This window comes from Candidatus Chryseobacterium colombiense (genome assembly GCA_029203185.1).
In the GTDB taxonomy this organism is placed as follows: domain Bacteria; phylum Bacteroidota; class Bacteroidia; order Flavobacteriales; family Weeksellaceae; genus Chryseobacterium; species Chryseobacterium colombiense.
Window position 1 is genome coordinate 2,658,332 of record CP119310.1, and the last position, 24,780, is coordinate 2,683,111.

25 protein-coding genes are annotated in these 24,780 nt (G+C 34.9%); 11 read left to right on the forward strand and 14 right to left on the reverse strand.

Translation table 11 applies throughout. The features are described from left to right. The first annotated feature begins 1 nt into the window (after position 1). The 3 genes from P0Y62_11840 to P0Y62_11850 are packed head-to-tail and all read left to right on the forward strand — an operon-like array spanning position 2 to position 2,032. Positions 2–382, forward strand: a complete 381-nt coding sequence (locus P0Y62_11840) for a 3-hydroxyacyl-ACP dehydratase (protein ID WEK68542.1) — start codon at positions 2–4, stop codon at positions 380–382. Next, a complete protein-coding gene (locus tag P0Y62_11845) occupies positions 379–855 on the forward strand; it encodes a hypothetical protein (protein ID WEK68543.1) in 477 nt (158 codons plus the stop codon). The genes P0Y62_11840 and P0Y62_11845 overlap by 4 nt, the downstream gene beginning before the upstream one ends. A gap of 4 nt (positions 856–859) precedes the next feature. Next, positions 860–2,032, forward strand: coding sequence for a DUF2062 domain-containing protein (locus P0Y62_11850; protein WEK68544.1), 1,173 nt, complete (start codon positions 860–862; stop codon positions 2,030–2,032). A 66-nt stretch (positions 2,033–2,098) separates the two neighbouring features. On the opposite strand, the gene P0Y62_11855 is transcribed toward P0Y62_11850, so the two are convergent. From P0Y62_11855 to P0Y62_11885, 7 genes are all read right to left on the reverse strand, one after another. Beyond that, positions 2,099–3,757: a C45 family autoproteolytic acyltransferase/hydrolase gene (locus tag P0Y62_11855; GenBank protein ID WEK71802.1), complete on the reverse strand. Its 1,659-nt coding sequence runs from the start codon at positions 3,755–3,757 to the stop codon at positions 2,099–2,101. Positions 3,758–3,845: 88 nt separating this feature from the next. Further along, positions 3,846–5,384: an NAD(P)/FAD-dependent oxidoreductase gene (locus P0Y62_11860; protein WEK68545.1), complete on the reverse strand. Its 1,539-nt coding sequence runs from the start codon at positions 5,382–5,384 to the stop codon at positions 3,846–3,848. 134 nt (positions 5,385–5,518) lie between these two features. Further along, the gene (locus P0Y62_11865; protein WEK68546.1) at positions 5,519–6,403 is read right to left on the reverse strand and encodes a lipid A biosynthesis acyltransferase; all 885 of its coding nucleotides are present in this window, start codon (positions 6,401–6,403) and stop codon (positions 5,519–5,521) included. Between the two features lie 107 nt (positions 6,404–6,510). Continuing rightward, the gene (locus tag P0Y62_11870; GenBank protein WEK68547.1) at positions 6,511–6,765 is read right to left on the reverse strand and encodes a phosphopantetheine-binding protein; all 255 of its coding nucleotides are present in this window, start codon (positions 6,763–6,765) and stop codon (positions 6,511–6,513) included. A 4-nt stretch (positions 6,766–6,769) separates the two neighbouring features. Next, positions 6,770–7,990 carry a beta-ketoacyl-[acyl-carrier-protein] synthase family protein gene (locus P0Y62_11875; protein WEK68548.1) on the reverse strand — a complete coding sequence of 407 codons (1,221 nt, stop codon included), beginning with the start codon at positions 7,988–7,990 and terminating at the stop codon, positions 6,770–6,772. An 88-nt stretch (positions 7,991–8,078) separates the two neighbouring features. Then, on the reverse strand, positions 8,079–8,810 hold the full coding sequence (gene fabG / locus P0Y62_11880; GenBank protein ID WEK68549.1) for a 3-oxoacyl-ACP reductase FabG: 732 nt from the start codon (positions 8,808–8,810) through the stop codon (positions 8,079–8,081). Positions 8,811–8,862: 52 nt separating this feature from the next. Continuing rightward, a complete protein-coding gene (locus P0Y62_11885) occupies positions 8,863–10,383 on the reverse strand; it encodes an aromatic amino acid ammonia-lyase (protein ID WEK68550.1) in 1,521 nt (506 codons plus the stop codon). Between the two features lie 97 nt (positions 10,384–10,480). On the opposite strand from P0Y62_11885, the gene P0Y62_11890 reads away from it, so the two are divergent. Further along, a complete protein-coding gene (locus tag P0Y62_11890) occupies positions 10,481–11,737 on the forward strand; it encodes an NAD(P)/FAD-dependent oxidoreductase (protein WEK68551.1) in 1,257 nt (418 codons plus the stop codon). 47 nt (positions 11,738–11,784) lie between these two features. Here P0Y62_11890 and P0Y62_11895 read toward each other — a convergent pair whose 3' ends face one another. Further along, positions 11,785–12,387 (reverse strand): hypothetical protein, encoded by a 603-nt coding sequence (locus tag P0Y62_11895; GenBank protein ID WEK68552.1) that lies wholly within the window; start codon positions 12,385–12,387, stop codon positions 11,785–11,787. A gap of 90 nt (positions 12,388–12,477) precedes the next feature. Further along, the gene (locus tag P0Y62_11900; GenBank protein WEK71803.1) at positions 12,478–13,722 is read right to left on the reverse strand and encodes an AMP-binding protein; all 1,245 of its coding nucleotides are present in this window, start codon (positions 13,720–13,722) and stop codon (positions 12,478–12,480) included. A 306-nt stretch (positions 13,723–14,028) separates the two neighbouring features. On the opposite strand from P0Y62_11900, the gene ileS reads away from it, so the two are divergent. From ileS to trpS, 7 genes are all read left to right on the forward strand, one after another. Further along, positions 14,029–17,484, forward strand: coding sequence for an isoleucine--tRNA ligase (gene ileS, locus P0Y62_11905; protein WEK68553.1), 3,456 nt, complete (start codon positions 14,029–14,031; stop codon positions 17,482–17,484). 59 nt (positions 17,485–17,543) lie between these two features. Then, the gene (locus tag P0Y62_11910; GenBank protein ID WEK68554.1) at positions 17,544–17,924 is read left to right on the forward strand and encodes a TraR/DksA C4-type zinc finger protein; all 381 of its coding nucleotides are present in this window, start codon (positions 17,544–17,546) and stop codon (positions 17,922–17,924) included. A gap of 80 nt (positions 17,925–18,004) precedes the next feature. Beyond that, positions 18,005–18,250, forward strand: coding sequence for a rhomboid family protein (locus tag P0Y62_11915; protein ID WEK68555.1), 246 nt, complete (start codon positions 18,005–18,007; stop codon positions 18,248–18,250). Between the two features lie 19 nt (positions 18,251–18,269). Beyond that, a complete protein-coding gene (locus P0Y62_11920) occupies positions 18,270–18,461 on the forward strand; it encodes a hypothetical protein (protein ID WEK68556.1) in 192 nt (63 codons plus the stop codon). Then, on the forward strand, positions 18,461–19,099 hold the full coding sequence (locus tag P0Y62_11925; protein ID WEK68557.1) for a lipoprotein signal peptidase: 639 nt from the start codon (positions 18,461–18,463) through the stop codon (positions 19,097–19,099). The genes P0Y62_11920 and P0Y62_11925 overlap by 1 nt, the downstream gene beginning before the upstream one ends. Positions 19,100–19,112: 13 nt before the next feature. After that, on the forward strand, positions 19,113–19,757 hold the full coding sequence (locus tag P0Y62_11930; GenBank protein ID WEK68558.1) for an ElyC/SanA/YdcF family protein: 645 nt from the start codon (positions 19,113–19,115) through the stop codon (positions 19,755–19,757). Between the two features lie 301 nt (positions 19,758–20,058). Continuing rightward, on the forward strand, positions 20,059–21,027 hold the full coding sequence (gene trpS, locus P0Y62_11935; protein WEK68559.1) for a tryptophan--tRNA ligase: 969 nt from the start codon (positions 20,059–20,061) through the stop codon (positions 21,025–21,027). Between the two features lie 89 nt (positions 21,028–21,116). On the opposite strand, the gene P0Y62_11940 is transcribed toward trpS, so the two are convergent. From P0Y62_11940 to P0Y62_11960, 5 genes are all read right to left on the reverse strand, one after another. Next, positions 21,117–21,707, reverse strand: coding sequence for a hypothetical protein (locus tag P0Y62_11940; GenBank protein ID WEK68560.1), 591 nt, complete (start codon positions 21,705–21,707; stop codon positions 21,117–21,119). Beyond that, on the reverse strand, positions 21,682–22,533 hold the full coding sequence (locus tag P0Y62_11945; protein WEK68561.1) for a zinc-ribbon domain-containing protein: 852 nt from the start codon (positions 22,531–22,533) through the stop codon (positions 21,682–21,684). Before P0Y62_11945 ends, P0Y62_11940 begins: the two co-directional genes overlap by 26 nt. A gap of 42 nt (positions 22,534–22,575) precedes the next feature. Continuing rightward, positions 22,576–23,268 carry a YjjG family noncanonical pyrimidine nucleotidase gene (locus P0Y62_11950; protein ID WEK68562.1) on the reverse strand — a complete coding sequence of 231 codons (693 nt, stop codon included), beginning with the start codon at positions 23,266–23,268 and terminating at the stop codon, positions 22,576–22,578. A 198-nt stretch (positions 23,269–23,466) separates the two neighbouring features. Next, complete coding sequence (locus P0Y62_11955; GenBank protein ID WEK68563.1) at positions 23,467–24,057, reverse strand: sigma-70 family RNA polymerase sigma factor; 591 nt, start codon at positions 24,055–24,057, stop codon at positions 23,467–23,469. Between the two features lie 199 nt (positions 24,058–24,256). After that, positions 24,257–24,748 (reverse strand): hypothetical protein, encoded by a 492-nt coding sequence (locus tag P0Y62_11960; protein WEK68564.1) that lies wholly within the window; start codon positions 24,746–24,748, stop codon positions 24,257–24,259. Between the last annotated feature and the right edge of the window lie 32 nt (positions 24,749–24,780).

A 24,780-nucleotide genomic window follows, 5' to 3' on the forward strand; every position in this document is an offset into this window, starting at 1 on the left:
CATGCAGACCATTCTTACAGATTTTTATACTTTGCAATCATACGAACAGGCGGAAAACGGAAGTTATATTGCCAACATTTCCCTTAATAAAGATCATGATATTTTCAAAGGTCATTTTCCGGGAAATCCGGTAACACCGGGAGTTTGTATGATGCAGATCGTAAAAGAACTTTCTGAAGAATTCACAGGGTCGCCTTTATTTTTAAAAACGGCATCCAATGTGAAATTTATGGCGATCATCAATCCGTTTGAAACGCCGGAACTGAAACTGCAACTCGATATCACTCAGACCGAAGAAGAAGTAAAAGTAAAAAATACGACGTCTTTTGGCGAGACTATTGCATTAAAAATGTCAGTAAACTACCAAAAAACATCAAAATGAAGCTCATTTTTTCATTCTTAACGGCTTTTATTCTTTTTTTCCAATCAGGTCTTGAATCTTTGAGAGAAAGCTACGCAAAGGCCAATTCGTCCAATGCAAATACGGAAGAATTTATCAATATTGCAGAAAAAACATCCGGATCAGATGCTGTAATTCAGGGCTATAAAGCTGCAGCCCACATCATGGAAGCCAAAATTACCAAAAACAATCGAAAAACTTTGGTAAAATCCGGCGCAACAAGTCTTGAAGCGATTATTAAAAGTAATCCGAACAACGTTGAATTGAGAGTGATCCGAATGAGCGTTCAGGAAAATATTCCTAAAATTGTAGGATACAGAGGAAGTCTTAAAGATGATAAAGCTTTTCTTTTAAATAATTACAGCAAACAAAACACTGCGCTGAAAAGTTATATCAAAAGATTCGCCGCACAATCCAAAACGATGACCGAAGCCGAAAAAGCAACCTTTAAATAAAACAATGACCCTGCCTGAAGTACAAAATGCAATCTCTGAAAAAAAGATCTGCGTTTTAATACCTACTTACAATAATGAAAAAACTCTGAAAAGAGTGATCGACGGTGTTTTAGAATACACAGAAAATATCATTGTTGTCAACGACGGCTCTACCGATTCTACAAAGGAAATTTTAAGCCAACATCCCCAAATTGAAGTCATCAGCTTACCTGAAAACAAAGGAAAAGGAAATGGTCTAAAAATAGGCTTCAGAAAGGCAAAAGAACTCGGTTATAACTATGCGATAACAATCGATTCTGACGGACAGCATTATCCCGATGATATTCCTGTTTTTGTGGAAACTTTGCTTAATGACAATGAAGATGTTCTTTTAATTGGAAACCGAAATATGTCTCAGGACGGAATTCCAAAGAAAAGCAGCTTTGGAAACCGTTTCTCTAATTTTTGGTTCTGGTTTGAGACCGGAATTAAGCTTGAAGATACGCAATCAGGCTATCGATTGTATCCTTTACACAGAATTCCGAAGAAATATTTCACTCCAAAATTCGAGTTCGAAATTGAAATTATTGTACGAACAGCATGGCGACACGTTCCTGTGAAAAATGTTCCGATAAAAGTTCTGTATGATCCTGCGGAAAGGGTTTCGCATTTCAGGCCATTTAAAGATTTTACGAGGATCAGCATTCTCAATACCATTTTGGTAACGATCACTTTGCTTTACATTATTCCTCGAAACTTCGTGAATAATTTCAAAAAAAAAAGCATTAAACGCTTCATCAAGGAAGATGTCTTAGAAAGTGACGGAACCAACCGCAATAAGGCGTTTTCCATAGCTTTAGGCGTTTTTATAGGATTATCTCCTTTCTGGGGATTTCAGACCCTACTGGTAATTTCTTTAGCCGTTCTTTTCAAATTAAATAAAGTCTTGGCTTTTGTGGCTTCCAATGTAAGCTTGCCACCATTTATTCCTTTTATTATTGCTGCTTCATTGTTTTTGGGAGCACCTTTCGTACATGGCGACAGCAGCATTTTAAGCCAGGAACTGAATTTTGACCTCGTAAAAAATAACCTTCTGCAATATGTGATCGGAAGTATGATCTTAGCAAGTACAGCTTCGGTTATTTCTGGTGTTGCAACGTTTTTATTTTTGAATCGGGTAAGTCCGGAGATTAGCTGATTTTTCTGAATTCGTTACTGGTTTGTTTGTTTCGGCGGCGGCTTTGCCGCCGCCGAAACCTTGAAACTACCTCAATTTCTTCAACGTTTTCTTCAAATATTTTTCGACGTTTTCTTTATCGGGAACCGTTGTAATCTCTTTAGTCAAAGCTTTTTCAAACTCTATTTTTGCTTTGGAATATTCTTTTTTATTAAAATAATATTTCCCGGACTCATAATACACCACCCAAAAATCCGGGTTTAAAGACCGATAATGAGGCAGAAAATCATCCGCAAGCATTACATTTTTATCATCAATTGCATGATTCACCTCAGAGCTGGCAAATTTATATTCTTCGTAATTCTTAAATTCCTTAGAATCTACAAAAGGGTCTTTAGCAATATTTAAATCTGACTTTGCAAATTCACCACTTTTCAATCTTTTATCCGAAAAAATCTCATTTAAATCATAGCAAACAAATTCTCCCAACTGATAAGGATTTGAAGACACCCAAACCAGTTTTTTCTGAGGCGAAAAAATTACCGCGTGATGCGCTAAAAGTTGGTTGATCGCCTTTTCATTTCCATAGCCGATCTTTTCTCCTTTCAAGCCCGATCTATCTCTTAAAATTACTGCCATTTTTTCAGGATTAAGCTTCTTATTTACTTGCAAGAGTTCCTGTAATTTTTCGTAACGGTACTCAGAATGACTTTCTGTAATATGCTTTTGGTTTCTTTTATCATTTTTGTAAGCATCCGACTGGAAATGGTTTGTACAAAAAACACGGCTTATATTTTCCACTTTGTACACTCCAAAATTATCCGGAGAGACTTCGATAATTACGGCATTTTTATCATTCGCGCTTCCCACCAAAATCGATTCTGAAACGAAAACTTTCCGATTTTTGGCAATGGCAATCGCTTCATCAATGTTTTTGGCATATTGTAAAATCTCTCTTGTTACCAGAGAAATCGGCGTTTTTGCCGTCAGCGGAATTTTAGATTTTCCGGCATTGATCGTTACTGTAATTCCTTCCTTATTCATCCCTGAAACGACACCGATCATTCCCGGCCAGCTTACGGCCAGATAAGGAAATCCTTCTTCCGGCTCTACAAATTCAATCAATTTATTTTTAGAAAAATCATCGCCTACGTAAAAATCAAAATTCCTCCCGATCAGTAAATCTCCATCTTCTGTATTTTCATTCCAAACTGCGAGAGAAGTACAGCCAACCACCATCAAATCCTGCATCGCGTGACCAATGTCGTGCGCTCCGTGCAGATACATGCTTCGCAAAAATTTCGGAGCAATAAAATCATATTTATCCGATGAATATTGGGATAAACCGTACAATTCAGCCTGATAATCTTCGCGGATGTTCAGATACATTTTCCGGTTGTACCATTTTAAGAAGCCTCGTAATAAATCTTGCTTAAACTTCGATGGAACAAAACCTTCTACTTTTGAAAAGAATATTTCTTCCTGCTTCTGCATCAGATTTTGCGTCAAAGCTCCGTTATTGTAACCTAGCTGTAAAGGATTTCCTTTAATATACAATTCCCAAAGCTGCTGTTTATTTTTCGTCAAATAATTCTGATTAAAACTAAAAGTCGAATCATTAATCTTGTTTACTTTTGGAATTTCAAGCGAATATTGTTTTACGTCAGGAACATGTTTGATGGATTTTCGAATACCACACGACGTAAAACTTGCAATAAAAAGAATACTAAATAAAAATTGCCAAATGTCATTCGGACGATAGAAAGAATTTCCGTTTTTTAATTTAGATTCTTCATTGTGTCCCACTTCATTCAGAATGACAAAAGACTGTATATTATTTTTCTTTTTCACTTTTATTAATCATTTGTGTTAGTCTTTCATCAATCACCTCTTTTCCCAGAATCTCTGCACAAGTATTGAATCCACCAATGGTACAGCCCAAAATTCCGTGCATATTTACAGATTGTCCAGTAAGGAACAGATTATCGATCTTTGTACGGGGAGAAACCATTGTTTTTAAAGGATTTTCGGAGGTTTTGGCATATCCGTACATATTTCCGTCAAAACTTCCGATATAATCACGATAGGATAAAGGAGAAGAAGTATACACCTTTTTTATAGCATTTCTCAAACCGGGAATTTTCTGTTCAAGAGCAGCAATCATTTTTTCAGCTTTTTCTAATTTGAATTGTTCATACAACTGTCCTCTTTCATGCTCATCTGCAACTGTATTAAATGTTTTTTCCCATTCTTTTACCTCTTCAAAATCCATATAAGAAATTGCAGTTAAACTTTCTGCAAATTCAGGATGATGTTTAGAGGGTGTTGTGGAAAGCATATAGGTTTCCGGCCATAGACTTTTGTCATAGCGATAGGCATTCCAGACCAATTCTTCAGATGAGTAATGGTAAATATTATAATCGTAGTTCAGAATCGAATTCGGTTTAAGCACCAAATACACACTGAAACAGGAAGAAACAGGTTCCCAACTCAGAACACGATTCAGGAAAGATTTTTTCAATCTTTCTTTTCCAATTAATGGGATCAATGAACGGATTTCAATATTTGAAATAAACTTCTTAGCAAAATATTCTTTTCCCGACTTGGTTTTTACTGAAGTCAAAATATTGTCATTGTTAAATATCATTTCAGAAACTTCAGAATGACGATGAATCTCTGCTCCATATTCGCGGAGTTTTTTCACCAAGAGTTTTGAAATCTGACTTCCACCTTTCACACATTTGTAAGCGCTTTGGATATAGGAATTCACCGTTAAAGCATGCACATAGAAAGGAGTATTTTCTGAGTCTCCGGCATAAAGGAAATTAGAGCCCAGCAATACCGCCTGTAATTTTTCATTCGAGGTGATTGACTCTATAAATCTTCTAGTATTTAAGTGGAGAATTTCTTCATTATAATTGTCTTTTCCAACGACATTATATCTTGGGAAATAATTACAGATTTCCTGAATCTCCTCACAGTAGGTTTCCAAATTCTGTCTTTCTTCAGGAAAAAAATGAGCCAATTGATTAACAAAATTCTCATAGCCTTGAGCATGGGGATATTCTGTTTCATCTTCTCCAAATGTAATTCTGTCATACCCATCTTCATTCATTTTATGAAGCTGAAGCTCATCCATAATTTCCAAATAAGAGAAAAACCGGTTAAGATTCTGCCCCTCTGAAAGTCCTCCAATATAATGAACACCAGTATCAAAGATTAATTTGTCCCGTGAAAAGGTCTGTAAGTTCCCTCCGAATTGATTATTTTTTTCCAACACACCCACTTTCTGTCCTTCTTTAGCCAGAATAAGAGCCGAAACAAGACCTCCCAATCCGCTTCCGATCACAAGTATGTCAAATTCTTTTTTCAAAGGAGAAAAGCTGTGTTTTATTTTGATTGTGGAATTATTTTAACATTAAATGCAATTTCTTTTAAGAATAAAGCTTTAATTCCTCAATAAATTAATGGTTAAGTTTTAATTTTTTAGAAAGTAAAAGTATGGAATTAATCAATATCATCCCAAAAATCAAAATAATTGAACCATTGAAGTGGATATTTTCTTAACGTGGATTCAAGATTCTGGGTATATGAATTCAAAAGCCCTTGTGAATCACGCTTTTTGATATTTTGAGCCACTCTTGCATATAAATGGTAATGAAGATTTTTTTCTTTCATTACATAGACATACACAACCGGAACTCCCAATCTGGAAGCAATAAGGAACGGACCTGCAGGAAATTTTGCCGCTTTCCCAAGCAGCTCTCCTTCCAGATATTTTGAACCTTCAAAGTAACGATCTCCGGTAAAGCAGATCAGTTCATTCTTGGATAAAGCATCATTAATATCGAAAATATGCGACATATCTTCTTTCACATAGATGAACTTAATAGAACTCTTACTGACCGCTACACTTTCGAGGTATTCTTTAATCACGGTAACTTCCTGATCTGTAGTCACCAAATTGATCTGACAATCAAAATCAATATCTGCAAAAAAACGTTCGGCAATTTCAAAATTTCCGATATGAGCACTTATTAATACTCCTCCTTTTTTTTCTGCCAAAAGGTTTTTAAGGTTCCCAATGCCGTCAAATTCGTACGTATATTTATTTCTAAGCCCAGCAGAAATAGCGGTTTTATCAATTAGCACCTGACCAAATGTAAAATAGCTTTTAAATACTGAAAGTTTTGTTTTCCAAGAACTGTAATGAAGTCTTTTATGAAAGTAATAAGAAATGTATTTATTGCTTTTTTTCAGAAATAAAAAATAATAGGCAGCAACAAAGTATAAAACAAGATATGAACTCCGGATCCCTATATTTTTAATACACCAGACGAATATTTTATATCCTAAAATACTGCCTTTGGATTTACCTTTCCACTTGTTCATAGTTCTAATTTAGCAATACAGTATTCTAACAATGTAACAATATGTTAAACATTGAAAACTGTCAGATAGCTATATTGTTACATTTTAGAGTAGATTTTAATCGATAATTATGCGTTTTTTTCAGTGATTTTATTTTCGATGGTCGTATAGAAATCATCAAATGTCACCATTTGCTTAAAGTCTGCTTCTCCTAATTTCACTCCGAAGTTAGATTCTATTACGACTACAAGATCAATATAATCCAGACTATCTAAACCAAGGGTTTTCTTAAGATTAGCCTCTCCGCTGATCTCATCTCCATCTACTTCGAATTCATTAATCAAAAAATCATTTGCTATAGCAATAATTTTTTCTCTTTCCATGTTTTTAATCAAATTTTTTAACTATTAATGCAGAATTGGTTCCCCCAAATCCGAAAGAATTCGACAAAAATACATCAATTTTTTGACTTTTTGTTTTGGAGATCAGATTTATCTTTTGAGCGTCTTCGTCAGGAGTTTCTAAGTTGATGTTCGGAGCGATAAAATCATTCTGCATCATCAGGATGGAATAAATCACTTCACTTGCTCCTGCCATCCAGCATTCATGTCCCGTCATTGACTTCGTAGAACTTACCGGAACTTCACTTCCGAAAATTTCGTGAATAGCTCTTGCTTCATTAGCGTCTCCAATAGGTGTAGAAGTCGCATGAGCATTAATATAATCAATATTTCCGGCTTCTAATCCTGATTGCTTCAAAGCTCTGTTCATTGCTAAAGCCGGTCCGTCAACATTGGGTGTGGAAATATGTCCTCCGTTGGATGAAAATCCATAGCCAACAATTTCTGCGATGATATTTGCACCTCTTTTCTGTGCAGATTCTAAACTTTCAACAATTAAAGTTGCCGCTCCTCCACTCGGAATAAGTCCATCTCTGGCTGAGTCGAAAGGTCTTGAAGCTTTTGTGGGCCCATCTTCTCTTACTGAAAAAACACCTAACCCGTCAAAACTAGCCATTGAATATTTATTGGTTTCCTGCGCTCCACCGCAAACAATCATGTCCTGAAAACCGTTTTTGATCATCATATAAGCCAACCCAAGGGAATGCGATCCACTTGCGCAAGCTGCACTTATCGTAAGATTAATTCCTCTCAACCTGAATATCGTTGAAAGATTCATCGTAACGGTAGAATTCATCGATTTGAAGATGGCTCCGGATCCCATCAGTGTTGTATCTTTCTTTTCTCTGGCAATGTCAATAGATTCTACGACCGCCTGAGAAACACTATCATTTCCATATAAAATACCAACTTCATGGGCATCCAGGAAATCCTGACCCAAATTGGCCTGTTTAAGTGCATCAATAGTCGCAAGATAAGCGTATTCGCTTTCTTCTCCCATGCTTACACGTTGTCTCCTGTTCAATAGATTTTTCAGATCCGGCTTCGGAACGACTCCTGTAAGTCCCGATCTGAATCCGAATTCTTTTCTTTCTTTATCTAAAATAATACCGGATTTACCTTGATATAGGGATTCTCTGACTTCTTCCAGAGAAGTTCCGATGCAAGAATAAATTCCCATTCCGGTAATTACAACCCTATTTTCCATGCTTTTAAAATTTAGCAATGTATCAGTTTATCAATGTAACAATTTTTAAATCGAATTCAATTGCTACATTGTTAAATTGTTACATTATTTAAGAGTAGATTCCTCCATTAATATTAATTACTTCTCCCGTAATGTAAGAAGATTTTCTTGACGCCAGAAATGCAACTAAATCTGCTACTTCTTCAGCTTCTCCAAATCTGTTGGCAGGAATCATTGTTTTCAATTCATCTTCATTAAAATCCTGCGTCATATCTGTTCTGATAAATCCAGGTGCTACTGCATTTACCGTAATATTTCTCTTTGCCACTTCCTGGGCCAACGCTTTTGTAGCGCCTACCAAAGCTCCTTTTGCTGCAGAATAATTGGTTTGTCCGGCAGTACCTTTCACCCCGGAAACAGAAACCATATTGATAATTCTGCCATATTTGTTACGCAACAATTTCTGAATAAAGAAATTAGTTACATTATAAAAACCATTTAAACTTGTATTGATCACAGAATTCCAGTCTTCACTCGGCATCCACATAAATAATCCATCTCTTGTGATTCCTGCATTATTTACAATAACTTCAACTACAGCGCTTGGATTGCTTTCCTGCCATTCTGTTAAAACCTGTTGAGTTTCTTCAGCATTTCCTACATCAAATTTCAGAATTTCTCCGGTTGTTCCCAACTCTTCTATTGCAGCCAAGGTTTCTTTTGCCGCAGCTTCATTGGAAGTGTAGTTGATAAGGATATGATAATTTTTTTCTTCTGCGAGTTTCAAACAGATTGCTCTTCCGATTCCTCTGGAGCCCCCTGTTACAATAGCACATTTCATGGTATTTTTAATCTTAATTTATATAGTATTGACAAGTAAACCTCATCAATAATTACATGTTCTTGAAATATTTTTTAACTTCTTCAAGATAAGGATACATAATCATATCTTCTGAAAAAGCAGGAACGATCTTCCTGATATCATCATACAACGCTTTCGTCGCAGAAGAAACTTCATCCTGATATCCAAGATATTCGATCGCCTGAACAATCGTGATCGCTTCAATAGAAAGAACCTCAAATGCGTTTTCGATCACCTTTCTGCAAATTACCGCTGCATTTGTTCCCATACTCACAATATCCTGGTTATCATTATTATTAGGAATACTGTGAACATACATTGAATTTGACAGCATCTGGCTTTCCGCTGTTGTAGAGGTTGCTGTAAACTGAACTCCCTGCATCCCAAAATTAAAACCTAATTTACCTAAATTTACAAAAGGTGGTAAAATTTCATTGATCTTAGCATTTAAAAGATAATTAAGCTGTCTTTCAGCCAACATGGTCAGTTTGGTAACCACAATTTTAAGTTTGTCCATTTCCAAAGAAATATAGTCTCCATGGAAATTTCCTCCGTGATAAACGTGTTGGTCTTCAACGTTAATAATTGGATTGTCATTGGCTGAGTTGATCTCATCTTCAAGAACTTTCTCTGTAAATTCCAATGTATCCAACACAGGTCCTAAGATCTGCGGAACACATCGGATTGAGTAATATTCCTGAACTTTATCTTTAAAAACTTTATCCTGTTCTTCAAAATGAGTATAAAGATGTTCTTCTCTTTTTCTCACCAATTTGCTGTCCGATAAATGATTTCTCATTTTTTCAGCAATTTTTTGCTGACCCGCATGTCTTTTTGTTCCGTTTAGCGCCGCCGACAAGTGATCATCATAAGCAAGAACAATTTCATTAATAGCGCAGGAAAGTTTGATAGAAATATCAGTCAATTGATTTGCTTTGTAAGCATTTACAGCCCCAATTCCAGACATTACTGAAGTTCCGTTCATTAAGGCCAATCCCTCACGAATCTCCACATGAATAGGCTCTAACCCTTCAAGAGCAAAAACGTCTTTGGTTGATCTTCTGTCTCCTTTATAAAAAACTTCACCTTCACCAATCAGAACCAAAGCCAAATGAGCCAACTGCACTAAATCTCCACTCGCTCCGACTCCTCCATGCTCGAAAATAAGCGGCGTAATATTTCTATTAATAAGCTCTTTAAGTAAATTAACAACAGAAATATGCACTCCCGAATTCCCCAGTGATAATGTATTTAATCTTGCCAACATGGCAGCTTTCACCTCATCTTCCGGCAACGGATTTCCAATCCCTGAAGAATGGCTTCTGATCAGATTATATTGCAACTGATGCGTATCATCATCATTAATTTTGAATTGAGCCATCGGTCCGAAACCGGTATTCACTCCATATATTACTTTATTCTTAGAAAAATCTTTCAGAAACCGAAAACTTTCTTCAACTCTCTGCAAAACAGTATCATTAAGCTCTATGGCTTCTTTTTCGATAATAATCTTCTGAAAATCCCTCAGTTCTAAAAAGTTATTTATTTTCATCAATTAAAAGTAATAATATATAATTTTGTAATATCTAATTAATTGTCACTAATTTTGCGGCAAAGATAGAAGTAATTATCAAAATAAAAAATCAAAGATGAACAAAGAATTTGTTGACGTTCTCGTAATCGGAGCTGGACCTTCCGGATGCGTATCTTCTTCATACTTAAAGAAGAACAATGTCAGCGTGAAAGTTGTTGAAAAAACAAAATTTCCAAGACTGGTTGTAGGCGAAAGTTTAATTCCGAGAGTAATGGATCATTTTGATGAAGCCGGACTTTTCCTTGCTTTGGATAAAATGGGTTTTGAAAAAAAGCTTGGAGCAAGATTCTTAAGAGGAGACGAAGTTTGTATTTTTGATTTTAGTGATAAATTCGGTGAAGGTTGGGATTGGACATGGCAGGTTCCGAGAGCCGATTTTGATAACACATTGGCTCAGGAAGTTATCAACAAAGGAATTGATCTTGAATTTGAAGCAGAAGTTATTGATATTCAGTTTAACGGAACAGATTCTGTAACGACTGTAAAAAATAAAGATGGCGAGACAAAAGAAATCCACGCAAAATTCGTGATTGATTCCAGTGGCTACGGAAGAGTTCTCCCTAGATTGTTAGATTTGGAAAAACCTTCCAAATTATCTCCCCACTCCGCCATTTTTGCTCATGTAGAAGATCTTAACAGGGAAGAAGGGGTAGAAGGAACATTGATCTCTTTTGATATTATTGAAACTGAAGTCTGGCTTTGGGTCATTCCTTTTTCAAATGGAAATACCAGTTTAGGAATCGTAGGACCTACAGAATACATTGACAAACTCATAGAAAACGGAGACACGACAGAAGCCCTGAGAAAAGCGATTTCTCTTTCCGATTATTATGTAAAGCGTTTTGGAAATGTAGATTTTCTTTTTGAACCAAGACATCTGAAAGATTATTCCTGCTCGGTAAAAAGCTTATTCGGAGACGGATTTGCCTTAACAGGAAATGCTTCAGAATTTTTAGATCCTGTGTTCTCCTCAGGAATGGCTTTTGCAACTGAAGGAGGAATGACGGCAGCAAAATTAGCTTTAAGACAATTAAACGGTGAAAAAGTTGACTGGCAAACAGAATTTGCAGATTATATTTTATATGGCGTAGATGTTTTCACTACCTACGTGAAAGAATGGTACACCGGAAATCTTCAGGAATTATTTTTCCACCAACCCGAAAATCCGGAAGTAAAGAAAAAAATATGCGCTGTTTTAGCAGGTTATGTATGGAACAAAGACAATCCTTTTGTGAAAAAACATGATACTGTTATCAAAAATTTAGCAAATCTTATAAAGCTGGAAAAGCTTGAGCAGCAAAATCAACAATAAAAAAAGCGGTCTGAATTTCAGACCGCTTTTTTTATTTTAATGAAAGATTATTTAACATCTCTTTCAATTCTCTGAGCTAAAGTTTTTCCTGTTTTTGCGAATCCTTCCCCTACTCTTGTTTCATTATTAAAATTACTTCCCCACTGATCTCCAGGAGCATCTGTACTTTCTATATCACATAATACTTTTTTAGAATCCGTTTCGATGAAAGTAAGCTGGGTGGTTACTTTAGCCGGTTGTTTCATGATGCCTGCATCCCATCCCGGATAAATCCATTTTACTTTAACGACCAAAGTGTAAGGACTTTGGGTATTTTCCCTCAATTTTGTATTAATATTTTCTTTTGAAAGAACTTTATTAAACAGCATAATAAATTTCGGATTCCAAAGTTCTTCCTTGCTTCTCTCCCATTGCTTTTTCCACAGATCCCCTGCGCCTTCTGTTTTCTTATTAAGTTCTTCTACTCTTTTAGGAATATATTCTCCTTCAGTGTAGTTTTCTTTCATAAGTTTCATTTCTGAATAATCAAAAACGACATTTACGACATCAGTTCCTTTTAGGAATTTGGCATCTCCACTTTGGATTTTAAACTTTTGAGCAAAAACGGTTGTTGCAATCGCCACAAAGAACAATAAAAATACTTTTTTCATGATTTATTTAAAATTTGCGCAAATATAACATTCCCCTATCAATAAGGAGTAATTCAACAATAATATTTCCTCCTTAATTGAATAATTAATTTATCTCAAATCAACAAAAGTAATAGGCTTTCGGCTATTGGGATGGAAAACGGTTTTAGATAAAATATCAAAATTGATTACTTCAATTTTTGGACTCACTCTGAGTTTTGCTCGAAAATGATCCCGCACTTCATGTACAAAATTCTCATCATTATTTTCCGTACTCAGTTTGATAATAATCTCATCAAGCCCAATTTCATTAGTTTGAATAACAATCTGATAGCATAAAATTCCATTAAAATCATTCAGAATATCATTCATGGCAGGAGGATACAAAGTCGTCCCTTTATATTTGATCATCTGCTGTTTTCTTCCGATCACAGGGCCTAAACGCATTGTATTTCTTCCACACTGACAAGGTTCATAATGTGCTTTAACAATATCCCCTGTTTTAAATCTCAGCAAAGGAATCGCTTCAACTCCTAACGTGGTAATCGTTAATTCTCCACTCTCTCCTTCCTGAACAGGTTTTCCTTCATCATCAAGAATCTCGGTAATGATCAGTTCCGGGTGATGATGTCCTCCATGCTGAAACTCACACTCTGTAAAAGCGGTACTCATTTCCGTGGAAGCATACGTTGAGAATAATTTAACATCCCACTTTTCTTTAATTTTCTGTGAAAGAATATTATCTGTAAAATCTTGATTTTTGATACTTTCTCCAATACAAACCGCTCCATACACACTGGAGTTCTTATAATCTATCCCATGTTTTTCGGCGTAATCAATCATTTTCAACAGAAATGACGGAACCGTAATCAAATATTTCGGTTTATATCTGAAAATAGAATCCCATTGTAATTCAGGAATTCCGGGCCCCATTCTAACAACACTTGCTCCCATTTTTCTTAATCCTAAAAAATAAGCAAGTCCTGCCATAAATCTCTTGTCAATAGTGGTAATCATCTGTACAACATCTCCTTTCTGAATCCCTGCACAGGCAAAGGAAACGGCTTCATTATAGGCCAATCTTTCAAGATCATGATCTGACAAACCAAATGTTACAGGATCTCCCAATGTTCCGGAAGTTGTACTGTAATCAACAATTTTATCAGGAGTGATACAGAAAAAATCATCATTATTCTGCTGAATATCATTCTTAACCGTTGTTGGAATTTTTTGCAAATCTTCCAGGGTTTGAATATCTGCAATATTGATAGTATGCTCTTTGAAAAGTTTCTGATAAAAAGGAGAATGAGTTTCAAGATAAATGAGCAGCTCCTGAAGCTTTTTCTCCTGAAACATCTTAATTTCTTTACTCGTTGCTCTTTCGATGGGTGGATAAAATTCCAATTGTTTGCTTTTTTAAACAACAAATGTATTTAATTAAATTAAAAGAGTAAAGCATTAAAAAATGCAAAATTGAACCGACCAAAAACCTTCAAAAAATTCACAATTTAAAATTCACAATTCACTGAAAATTAATCTTTGTATTTATATTTCTGAAACAGAACTTTTTAATTGGAAATATCAAAATAAAACATATATTATAAACCGACAAATTTTAGTAAATTTGCCAACTTAATTAATCAACGATATTGAGATATTACAATGAGCCAATTTAAAGAATACAAAAACCTCAACCTTATTGACGTAGCAGAGAATGTAGCGGAATTCTGGAAACAGAATAAAACTTTCAATAAAAGTGTTGAGATTCGTGAGGGGCAACCTGAGTTTGTTTTTTATGAAGGTCCGCCTTCAGCAAACGGTATGCCTGGAATTCACCACGTAATGGCCAGAGCGTTGAAGGATATTTTCTGTCGTTATCAAACCCAGAACGGGAAACAGGTTTTCCGTAAAGCGGGTTGGGATACCCACGGACTTCCGGTAGAGCTTGGTGTGGAAAAGGAATTAGGAATCACTAAAGAAGATATTGGCAAAAAAATTTCTATTGAAGATTACAACAAAGCGTGTCGTGAAGCAGTAATGCGTTATACAGACGTTTGGAACAACCTTACTGAGAAAATCGGGTATTGGGTTGATCTTGATGATCCATACATCACATACAAATCAAAATATATGGAGACGGTTTGGTGGTTGTTGAAACAATTGTATGATAAAGGATTATTGTACAAAGGTTACACCATTCAGCCTTACTCTCCAAAAGCAGGAACCGGACTTTCTTCACACGAAGTCAATCAGCCGGGAGCTTACCGTGATGTTTCTGACACAACGGTGGTTGCTCAGTTCAAAACATTACCGGAAACACTACCTTCATTTTTACAAGGTTTTGGAGATGTACATTTCTTAGCATGGACGACAACTCCTTGGACGTTGCCTTCTAACACCGCTTTAACAGTAGGTCCGAAAATCGATTATGTTTTAGTTAAAACTTTCAATCAATATACTTTTGAGCCTATCAATATTGTTTTAGCTAAAACTTTAGTCGGAAAACAATTTGCTAAAAAATATGCTGAAGGAACAGATGAAGATTTTACGAACTACACTTCTGAAACAAAAGTTATCCCTTACCAAATTCTAGCAGAATTCAAAGGTGCTGATTTGGTTGGAATCAAATATGAACAGCTATTGCAATATGCTCTTCCTTATCAAAATCCTGAAAATGCATTCAGAGTAATTTCGGGAGACTTCGTGACGACAGAAGACGGAACAGGTATCGTTCATACAGCGCCTACTTTTGGTGCTGATGATGCGAAAGTGGCCAAAGAAGCTCAACCTGAAGTTCCGCCGATGTTGGTTCTGGATGAAAACGAAAACCCAATTCCATTAGTAGATTTACAGGGAAGATTTTTATCTGTCGTAAGCGATGATATCTATGGTTTTGCGAATGAATACGTAAAAGGAGAATATCTTAGCGAAGACGAAAAAAATACTGAATTAAACATTCAGAAAGAGAATTTAAAGTCAATCATTGCAGATTTGAAGACTTATCTTTCTGTGGATGAAAGAATTGCTTTAAAATTAAGAAAAGAAAATAAGGCTTTCAAAGTAGAAAAATACGTTCACTCCTATCCACACAGCTGGAGAACAGATGAGCCGTTATTATATTATCCGTTGGATTCCTGGTTTGTAAAAATGACTTCGCTTAGAAGCCGTTTGGTAGAACTGAATGAAACAATTAACTGGAAGCCAAAAGCAACAGGAGAAGGGCGTTTCGCGAACTGGTTGGAAAACGTAAACGACTGGAATCTTTCCCGTTCAAGATATTGGGGAATTCCTTTGCCAATCTGGAGAACAGACGATTTGAAGGAAGAAAAAATCATCGGTTCTGTTGAGGAATTATACAACGAGATCGAAAAATCTATTGCAGCAGGATTCATGAAAGAAAATCCGTTCAAAGGTTTTATCATCGGAAATATGTCTGAGCAAAATTATGCTTTGGTTGATTTACATAAAAACATCGTTGACCAAATCATCATTGTTTCAGATTCAGGAAGACCCATGAAGCGTGAAAGCGACCTGATCGACGTTTGGTTCGATTCAGGTTCGATGCCTTATGCACAGTTGCACTATCCTTTTGAAAATAAAGAATTGATCGACAATAACAAAGCATTCCCTGCAGATTTTATCGCGGAAGGAGTTGACCAGACTCGTGGCTGGTTCTATACGCTTCACGCGATCGGAACAGCGGTTTTCGATTCAGTTGTCTATAAAAGTGTAATGAGCAACGGACTTGTTTTGGATAAAAACGGTGTGAAAATGTCGAAATCCAAAGGAAATGGAATTGATCCTTTTGAAACATTAGCAGTCTATGGACCTGATGCTACGCGTTGGTACATGGTTTCAAATGCAAATCCTTGGGAAAACTTAAAATTCGATATCGAAGGAATTGATGAAACCAGAAGAAAATTCTTCGGTACATTATACAATACGTATTCGTTCTTTGCATTGTATGCGAATGTTGACGGGTTCAATTATTCTGAAAAAGATGTTGAAAACAGACCGGAAATCGACAGATGGATTTTATCTGAATTAAATTTATTAATTAAAGAAGTTAAAGCATTCTACGAAGATTATGAACCTACCAGAGTGGCAAGAGCAATCAACACGTTTGTGAATGACAATTTATCAAACTGGTACGTAAGATTATGCAGAAGACGCTTCTGGAAAGGGGATTATACAGATGATAAAATCTCAGCTTACCAGACTTTATATACTTGTTTGGAAACTGTTGCCAAATTATCTGCGCCAATTGCTCCGTTCTTTATGGATCAGTTGTATCAGGATTTAAATAAAGTAACAGGAAAAGAAAGTGCAGAATCCATTCACCTGACAGACTTCCCGGTTGCTGATGAAAGTTTAATCGATCAGGATCTGGTTGAAAAAACCCATTTGGCACAGAACATTACAAGTATGGTTTTCTCTCTGAGAAAGAAAGAAAACGTAAAAGTTCGTCAGCCTTTACAAAAAGTATTAATTCCTGTTTTAGACTCGAAAACCGAAGAGCAGATTTCTGCAGTTTCAGAGCTAATTAAGCAGGAAGTAAACGTAAAAGAAATTCAATTAATCAATGCTGAAGAAGCGGCACATTTAATTGTAAAGCAGATCAAACCCAATTTCAAGGCGCTTGGTCCTAAATTAGGAAAAGACATGAAATTGGTGGGAGGAGAAATTGCAAATCTTGATGCAGAACACATTTCAAAATTAGAAAAAGAAGGAAAATTAGACATTCAGGGATACGAAATCACGCTTGATGATGTGGAGATTTCAACAAAAGATATTCCGGGATGGACGGTAACTTCTGATGGAAAAACAACTGTGGCATTAGATTTGACGTTAACAGACGAGTTAAAATCTGAAGGGATCGCAAGGGAATTCATTAACAGAGTTCAGAACTTGAGAAAAGATAAAGACTTTGAGCTTACTGACAGAATTACTATTTCATTGGAAGAAAATTCACCATTCCTGGAGGATATTAAGAAAAATGAAGAATATATTTCTGCAGAAGTCTTGTCAAATAAAATAGAAATTGTATCTTCACTTTCAAATTTTAACGAAATCGAAATAGATGAAGTTAATTTTAAGGTAAATGTTGAAAAAAATTAACATATAGTTATTGTTTTTCAAATTCCATTTCATAATTTTATTAAAAAAGAGAAACGAATATGTCAGACGAAAGAGTAAGATACAGTGATGCTGATTTACAAGAATTTAAGGCGGTCATTAAAGAAAAAATAGAAAAAGCAGAAAACGATTTAAAACTAATTAGAGAAAGCTTCATCAACGACCAGAATAATGGGACTGATGATACTTCCCCCACTTTCAAAGCCTTTGAAGAAGGAGCTGAAACACTGAGCAAAGAACAGAATTCTATTTTAGCAGGAAGACAGGAAAAATTCGTGCGCGATCTTAAAAATGCTTTAATAAGAATTGAAAATAAGACGTATGGTATCTGCAGAGTAACGGGTAAATTAATTCCTAAAGAAAGACTTTTGGCTGTTCCTCATGCTACATTGAGCATTGAAGCGAAAAATATGCAGAAATAACCATATCGGTTTGTAAAATAAATTTGGGTTTATATCGTATTCATCGGATACTTTATAAACCTAATTTTTAATATGTCCTCATGAGCCAAGTATTAATTTTAGGAATCATCATCATTGCCATTCTTGCCTTTTTCAATAAGGAGTGGATTAAAAACAAATTCTTTCCTGATGAAAAACGGAATTATACCATTGATGACCAATTCAATTCCGATAAACGTGACAGGGAGAAAGAAATCGACAGGCTTTTGAGTAAAATGGGTAAAAATGGAATCAACGATTTATCTGAAAAAGACAGAAAACGGCTTGATGAATTATCCAAAAAATAAAATTTTAAATTAATACAAAGTGGAATCAATTATTGTACACACCAAAAATGCAATGGAACTGAGTGCGCTGAAAAGTGTCTTAAAAGAAATGAATATCAAATTCGAAAAATTCCATACCAAAAATACGCATCACAATAACAAGACGATCAAGAACATCGTTGAAAAGAAAAACGAAAAAATAGGAAAACCTTATAAACCAAAAGGATTGTAATGAAAAAGATATTATTGGTAACCTTTCTTATTTTATTGATTGATCAGGCTTCAAAAATCTATATTAAAACTCATTTCAATCTGGATGACAGCATTTCTGTTCTTCCGGGATTCAAATTCACGTTCGTTGAAAACCCTGGGATGGCTTACGGGCTTCATTTTGGTGGAGTAATCGGTAAGTACTTTCTGGTTATTGTAAGGATTTGTCTGATCGGAGGAATGATTTATCTATTTAAAAAATGGTTACAAAAAGGGGAATCAAATTATCTCCTAATCCCAATGGCAATGATCTTTGCAGGCGCCATCGGAAATTTAATTGACGGAATGTTTTATGGTCTGATTTTCGACAGCGGAACTGTATATGATCCAAGTATTGACCGATGGATTGGTTATGGAGGGATTTCAAAAATAACATCTTTTGGCCATGGCTATTCAACTTTTATGCGAGGATGCGTAGTGGATATGCTCCACTTCCCATTAGTAGACTGGAATGTTCCTGAAAGCTGGCCATTAATTGGCGGAAAGCATATTGAATTTTTTAAATATATTTTTAATGTAGCAGATTCAGCAATCACAGTAGGAGCAATTTTGTTATTAGTTTTCAGAAAAAAAGCATTCCCGAATGGTTTAGAGTTTTAGGACGATACACACAATGAAAAAAAGTATTAAAACAATATTTAAATTCTTCCTGCTTCTTTTCGTTGCAGGAATTATTTTTATCACCTGGGCGAATTACAGCATTAAGAAAGACAGTAGTACTTTCGTTTCCTACTCTATGGCAGATGTCCCTCAGACGAAAACAGCCCTTCTTTTAGGAACAGGAAAAAATTTAAGCAACGGAATGTCAAATGCCTATTTCTACAACAGAATTAAAGCCACTGTTGACCTATATAAAAGCGGGAAAATACAATATATCATTGTAAGTGGTGACAACAGCAGAAAAGACTACAACGAGCCGGAAGATATGCAAATGGAGCTCGTTAAAAACGGGATTCCACAAGATAAAATATTTCTGGATCATGCCGGTTTCAGAACCCTAGATTCTGTGGTGAGAGCTAAAGACATCTTTGGGCAAACTAAGTTAGTGATCATTTCCCAAAAGTTCCATAACGAAAGAGCCGTATTCTTAGCCAGACAAAACGGAATGGAAGCTTTCGGATATAACGCGGCAGATGTTAATAAATACGCAGGTTTAAAGACCAATGTAAGAGAATATTTCGCTAAAGCCAAAGCGTATTGGGATCTAATCTTTGGAGTTGAGCCTAAATTCGGAGGAAAAAAGATTTTGATTCCTTAATTTTTTGTTCTCGCAGATTTGTGAAATTTTTTTGACGCAAAGTTTTATTTCAAATTATAAACAGTTTTAAGTGAGCCAATTTAATCAACAAGTTGATTTTATGAAGCTATGTTTTCAGGCTTCACGAAGTAAATTGAATTGTCTTTGCTTTCTAAAAAATAATAAGCTGGGAAATAAAATCTTTGCGTTTAAATTAATCTTTAATAAAGGATAAAGTACAATCAAATGTGAAAGTCTGTGGAATCTGCTGAAGAAATCCTTAAATTTGCAGTTCATTAATTTTTAAAATAAATTTTAAACAATGTCAAGAATTCTTACCGGCATTCAAGCCACCGGAACACCGCACCTTGGTAATTTATTAGGTGCAATTATTCCTGCAATTGAACTCTCAAAACAGGAAGGAAACGAATCATTTTTATTTATCGCCAATCTGCATTCATTAACACAGATAAAAGACGCGAAAGAACTTAAACAAAACACCTACGAGATTGCTGCGGCTTGGCTTGCTTGTGGATTAGATACCGAAAAAACATTTTTTTACAGACAGAGTGATATCCCTGAAACCTGTGAACTTTCTTGGCATTTATCATGTTTTTTTCCTTATCAGAGATTAACTTTAGCACATTCATTCAAAGATAAAGCAGACCGATTACAGGATGTAAATGCAGGTTTATTTACCTATCCTATCCTAATGGCTGCAGATATTTTGCTATATGACGCGGAAATTGTACCTGTAGGAAAAGATCAGCTTCAACACTTAGAAATCGCCCGTGATGTTGCTTCAAGATTTAACAATCAAATGGGTGAAGTTTTTGTTTTGCCACAATCTGAACTTCAGGAAGACACCAAATATGTTCCGGGAACAGACGGACGTAAAATGTCTAAATCGATGGGAAATATCATCAATATTTTCTTACCTGAAAAAGAATTAAAAAAACAGGTAATGAGCATCGAATCGGATTCTAAGACCTTAGAAGAGCCTAAAGATCCTGAAACTGATAAAACATTTGCCATCTATCAACTGATTGCAACTCCTGAACAGACTGAAGAATTAAGAGCTAAATATTTAGCAGGAAACTTCGGTTATGGACACGCGAAAAAAGAGCTTCTGGATCTAATTCTTACTAGATTTGAAAAGGAAAGAGAACTTTTCTCTTATTATATGAACAACCTTGATGAGCTAGAAGCAAAGCTTCAAGAAGGAGCAGAAAAAACAAGAGTGATTGCAACGAATACAATTAAAAGAGTAAGAGAAAGTTTAGGACTTTAATCCTTACTATTTGATAAAAAAAGTTTCGGCGGCACCTTTGGTGCCGCCGAAACTTTTATAAATCCAAATCTTGAAACGTTTGGGGCTTATCAATTATGCTCGATTTCTTCGATTTTATGATCACTGTTTAATTTAAGAAGATCTTTTTTAGAATAAGCCACCGTATCTCCATAGAAGCGATCAATATAACCAATCTCTTTTAACTTAGTGGAAGGTTGCCCACTTTCATGAAAAATAACATCATCATCTCTCAAAAATAGAACTTCCATTTTGTTATAATACAAATCTCCGGTTTCGATAGTATAAATGTCACCAATTTTTACTTTCTCAATTTTCGAAATATTTTTAGAAGCTTTTCTTACGGATGACATCCACCCGAAAAACACCAAAATAACAGTGAGTATTGGTAGAAGATACATCCATATGGTTGGCTTTGTTTTGCTTTTGATGTATTGTACTCCTCGATACATTTCATTGGTTATTGAACTTGGTGGAAAAAATTTCTTACAAGCAGAGCAGGTAACATGTACCGTTTTAGAAGTTGGAAAAGCAGGTAATCCGAAAACCAAGAATTCCTGATAGCCCTCCATTAGAAGACTACCATTTTCATGGCAATTAGGGCATTTTATATTATTAATATGTTCTGCAACTCTTTTATTTTTTCCCGTTCCTATTATCATAGATTGAATCTTTTTTTATTTCTACAGTTTCTATATTGTTCTGTGGTTTATCGTAAAACGGAAGTAAAAGTGTTTCATCTGCAAACTTTCCTTTTGTATCTGAGCCGTTTGGTGTGGAAACAAGTACCATATTCCATCTGCCATCAACACCTATATAAAGATCCTTATCCTCATACCCATCGTGCAATTCAAGGCATTTTTTTACAAAGCTGATTATATAATGTCTTTCGGAAGATTTGATCCTCTTCATATCATCTATATGAAGGATGACTAATACTTTATTCCCGTTTTGTTTTGAGAAGTATCCTATCCCATTTTTATCAAGTTCATCCTGAAGAATATTATCCAGACATTCTTTAATATAAAAGGAAGTACTGTCGGTCTCCATTGAAGGATGTAAAGTTGTTTTATGAACATCTGCACTTAAATATTCTTTTCTTTTATCTGCCGGTTTCTCAGGTTCATCCTTTGATTTGAACCAGCCAATAATTAGCATGACAATGAAAAAGAAAATAGCCATTAAAATGAGAAAACACCCGCAGCCATGCCATATCGGTCTGGAATTCGGATTTACACCATACTGCGAATCGAAGCTTTGCTTCATTTCATCCGTAAACGTATGATAAGGGAAATTAGCATTACAATGACCACAGATTGCAATATTATTTTTTGAAGTTGGAAAAATTGGGATAAAAAAGAAATGAAAATACCTGGCAATAGTACCTGCATACATTGTATTTATTTGCTTACAATTTGGACAAGCGCAGTTTGTTAAAGGGTATTGATTTTTTAAAGTAGATTTTCCTGTACCGAATAAAAAGAACATTTGTATTTATTTTTCTCAAAAATAAATTTATTTCTTAATATTTTACAAATAATTTTTAATTTCCAATAAATATCTAATGGTTTTTAAATTTTCGCCCTTATTTTCATTAAAAACATCAAAGAAAATAACATCCATTCCGAAATTCTGGGCACCTACAACATCCGCAATCCAATCATCACCGATCAGAATACTATTTTCTTTAGTGGCATCAGAAAGACTTAAAGAATATTCGAAAATTTCAGGTCGGGGTTTTCTTACTCCAACGGTATCCGCGCTGGTAATTGTTTGAAAATAGGCATCAATTCCCGATAAAATACACTTTCTCTCCGTTACTTCTTTAAATCCATTGGAAATTATATGAAGCGTATAATTTTTAGCTTTAAGATAGTCTAAAATATATTGAGCTCCTTCTACCAGTTCATTATGATTTAAGATTTTATCCAAGAAATGTTCTTCAAAATACATCGCCAGCTTTTCATCATCTACCTTGAAATGATTAAAAGTATCATAAAAACGATGTTTTCTCAGGTATTCCTTATCGATAATTCCGTCGCGGATATCTTCCCAAAGTTTTTCATTGATTTCATGATAAACAGAATGGAATTCTTCAAAATCGATATTATATTTCAAATCAATTTCTTCTTTTGCGAAAAGATCTTTGATTGTAAGATAGGCGTTCTTGCGATGATCCCAAAGTGTATTATCAAGATCAAAAAAAATGTGCTGAATTTTCATACAGCACAAAATTAATAATTTTAATTTTTGGAAATCGGATAATTCTTAGCCTTTGTCTTAACAATTTCAAGACTTTTCGAATAGCTAAGCAAAAACTCAATCGTTTCTTTTTTTGGTTTCAAAGCTTTCACTTTTAAAGAATCATTTTTTTTCATAGGCGAAAAATGTTTTCTTTAAAACGTGAAATAATTAAATTTATTATCTCGTAAGACTAATATTATTTTCTTCCATTATTTTTCTGAGGTTAATCAAAGCATATCTTACTCTTCCCAGCGTTGTATTAATGCTCATATCGGTGTGATCTGCAATCTCTTTGAAGCTTAATCCGTCAAAAAATCTTAACTTGATCACTTCCTGCTGGTTTTGCGGAAGAAACTGAAGCATTTTTAAAAGATCTTCCTGAATCTGATTGGTTACCAATTGATCTTCAATGTTTTCCGAAGGCTCTCTTAATAAATCAAAAATGGAATATTCATCGGTTTCAAAAGTGGTTTCTGAAACCTTAATATTTTTGGATTTTGCCCTGAAATGATCAATAATAAGATTGTGGGCAATTCTTTTTGCCCAAAGAATGAATTTTCCTTCTTCGTTATAGCGTCCTTCTTTCAGCATAACAATAATTTTCATGAACGTATCCTGAAACACATCATTTGCCAAATCTTCATCATTAATTTTGTAAAAAATGAATGTAAAAAGCTCTCTCTGATGACGATGAATAAGCGTAGATAACGCAGTCTCGTCTCCTTTCTGATAAAGGGAAATAAGTAAACTATCCGATTTTGATTTCATAACTTCTTCTCAATAATAAAAAATTTGTAGACAAGCATATATCCAGATATTTAATCTGGCTTTAACTATAAATACAAAACAGTTTTTTAGAGTAAAGTCGAATCAATAGGCAGTACAATTTTTATATGTTGTAAATATAATAATTTTTTAATAACTATTAACCTATTATTAATTTTTTATCAAAAAAATTTAAAAATAATCACTTAAACATATCATGAATGAATACAGTTGGGATATTTAGTGTAAAATTAATATTCAGTCCTTCCATTTTTTTACCGTTTAATCCAGCATTTCCCATAGCAAAAGCATATCCGCCCGTAAGATCTAAAATTCCAAAAAGAGAAACTCCAATTTTTGGAGCCACGTATTTATTGGTTCCTTCTACTCCTGCCAGGAAATAATAAGAGTGATAGAAATCCACATTTTTTTCAAAATTTAACAAAACATCTGCCTGCAGTTTCGGCATTATTACAAACTTGGAATTGGTAGATCCCATCAATGCAGAGCCTCCCAACCGGTAAATCACATCATCATTTTTCAGAAACAGCAATCTCCCTCCTATTTCTCCAAAACTTTGATTTTGGTAAGCATATCCTACATTAATCATTTTATGCATGGTATATTGTGCTTTTGCAGATATTCCCAGAAAAAATACCGAAAGAATGGTAATCGCAGTTCTCACATTCATCATCTTAAAATCTTTTATCGTGTAAAATTAAAAAA

Bases quoted from the DNA above. Each gene is read 5' to 3' on its own strand.
- P0Y62_11840 (WEK68542.1), top strand. From the start codon at position 2: ATGCAGACCATTCTTACAGATTTTTATACTTTGCAATCATACGAACAG.
- P0Y62_11845 (WEK68543.1), top strand. From the start codon at position 379: ATGAAGCTCATTTTTTCATTCTTAACGGCTTTTATTCTTTTTTTCCAA.
- P0Y62_11850 (WEK68544.1), top strand. From the start codon at position 860: ATGACCCTGCCTGAAGTACAAAATGCAATCTCTGAAAAAAAGATCTGC.
- P0Y62_11865 (WEK68546.1), bottom strand. From the start codon at position 6,403: ATGAACAAGTGGAAAGGTAAATCCAAAGGCAGTATTTTAGGATATAAA.
- P0Y62_11870 (WEK68547.1), bottom strand. From the start codon at position 6,765: ATGGAAAGAGAAAAAATTATTGCTATAGCAAATGATTTTTTGATTAAT.
- P0Y62_11875 (WEK68548.1), bottom strand. From the start codon at position 7,990: ATGGAAAATAGGGTTGTAATTACCGGAATGGGAATTTATTCTTGCATC.
- fabG (WEK68549.1), bottom strand. From the start codon at position 8,810: ATGAAATGTGCTATTGTAACAGGGGGCTCCAGAGGAATCGGAAGAGCA.
- P0Y62_11885 (WEK68550.1), bottom strand. From the start codon at position 10,383: ATGAAAATAAATAACTTTTTAGAACTGAGGGATTTTCAGAAGATTATT.
- P0Y62_11890 (WEK68551.1), top strand. From the start codon at position 10,481: ATGAACAAAGAATTTGTTGACGTTCTCGTAATCGGAGCTGGACCTTCC.
- P0Y62_11895 (WEK68552.1), bottom strand. From the start codon at position 12,387: ATGAAAAAAGTATTTTTATTGTTCTTTGTGGCGATTGCAACAACCGTT.
- P0Y62_11900 (WEK71803.1), bottom strand. From the start codon at position 13,722: ATGTTTCAGGAGAAAAAGCTTCAGGAGCTGCTCATTTATCTTGAAACT.
- ileS (WEK68553.1), top strand. From the start codon at position 14,029: ATGAGCCAATTTAAAGAATACAAAAACCTCAACCTTATTGACGTAGCA.
- P0Y62_11910 (WEK68554.1), top strand. From the start codon at position 17,544: ATGTCAGACGAAAGAGTAAGATACAGTGATGCTGATTTACAAGAATTT.
- P0Y62_11915 (WEK68555.1), top strand. From the start codon at position 18,005: ATGAGCCAAGTATTAATTTTAGGAATCATCATCATTGCCATTCTTGCC.
- P0Y62_11925 (WEK68557.1), top strand. From the start codon at position 18,461: ATGAAAAAGATATTATTGGTAACCTTTCTTATTTTATTGATTGATCAG.
- P0Y62_11930 (WEK68558.1), top strand. From the start codon at position 19,113: ATGAAAAAAAGTATTAAAACAATATTTAAATTCTTCCTGCTTCTTTTC.
- trpS (WEK68559.1), top strand. From the start codon at position 20,059: ATGTCAAGAATTCTTACCGGCATTCAAGCCACCGGAACACCGCACCTT.
- P0Y62_11940 (WEK68560.1), bottom strand. From the start codon at position 21,707: ATGATAATAGGAACGGGAAAAAATAAAAGAGTTGCAGAACATATTAAT.
- P0Y62_11945 (WEK68561.1), bottom strand. From the start codon at position 22,533: ATGTTCTTTTTATTCGGTACAGGAAAATCTACTTTAAAAAATCAATAC.
- P0Y62_11950 (WEK68562.1), bottom strand. From the start codon at position 23,268: ATGAAAATTCAGCACATTTTTTTTGATCTTGATAATACACTTTGGGAT.
- P0Y62_11955 (WEK68563.1), bottom strand. From the start codon at position 24,057: ATGAAATCAAAATCGGATAGTTTACTTATTTCCCTTTATCAGAAAGGA.
- P0Y62_11960 (WEK68564.1), bottom strand. From the start codon at position 24,748: ATGATGAATGTGAGAACTGCGATTACCATTCTTTCGGTATTTTTTCTG.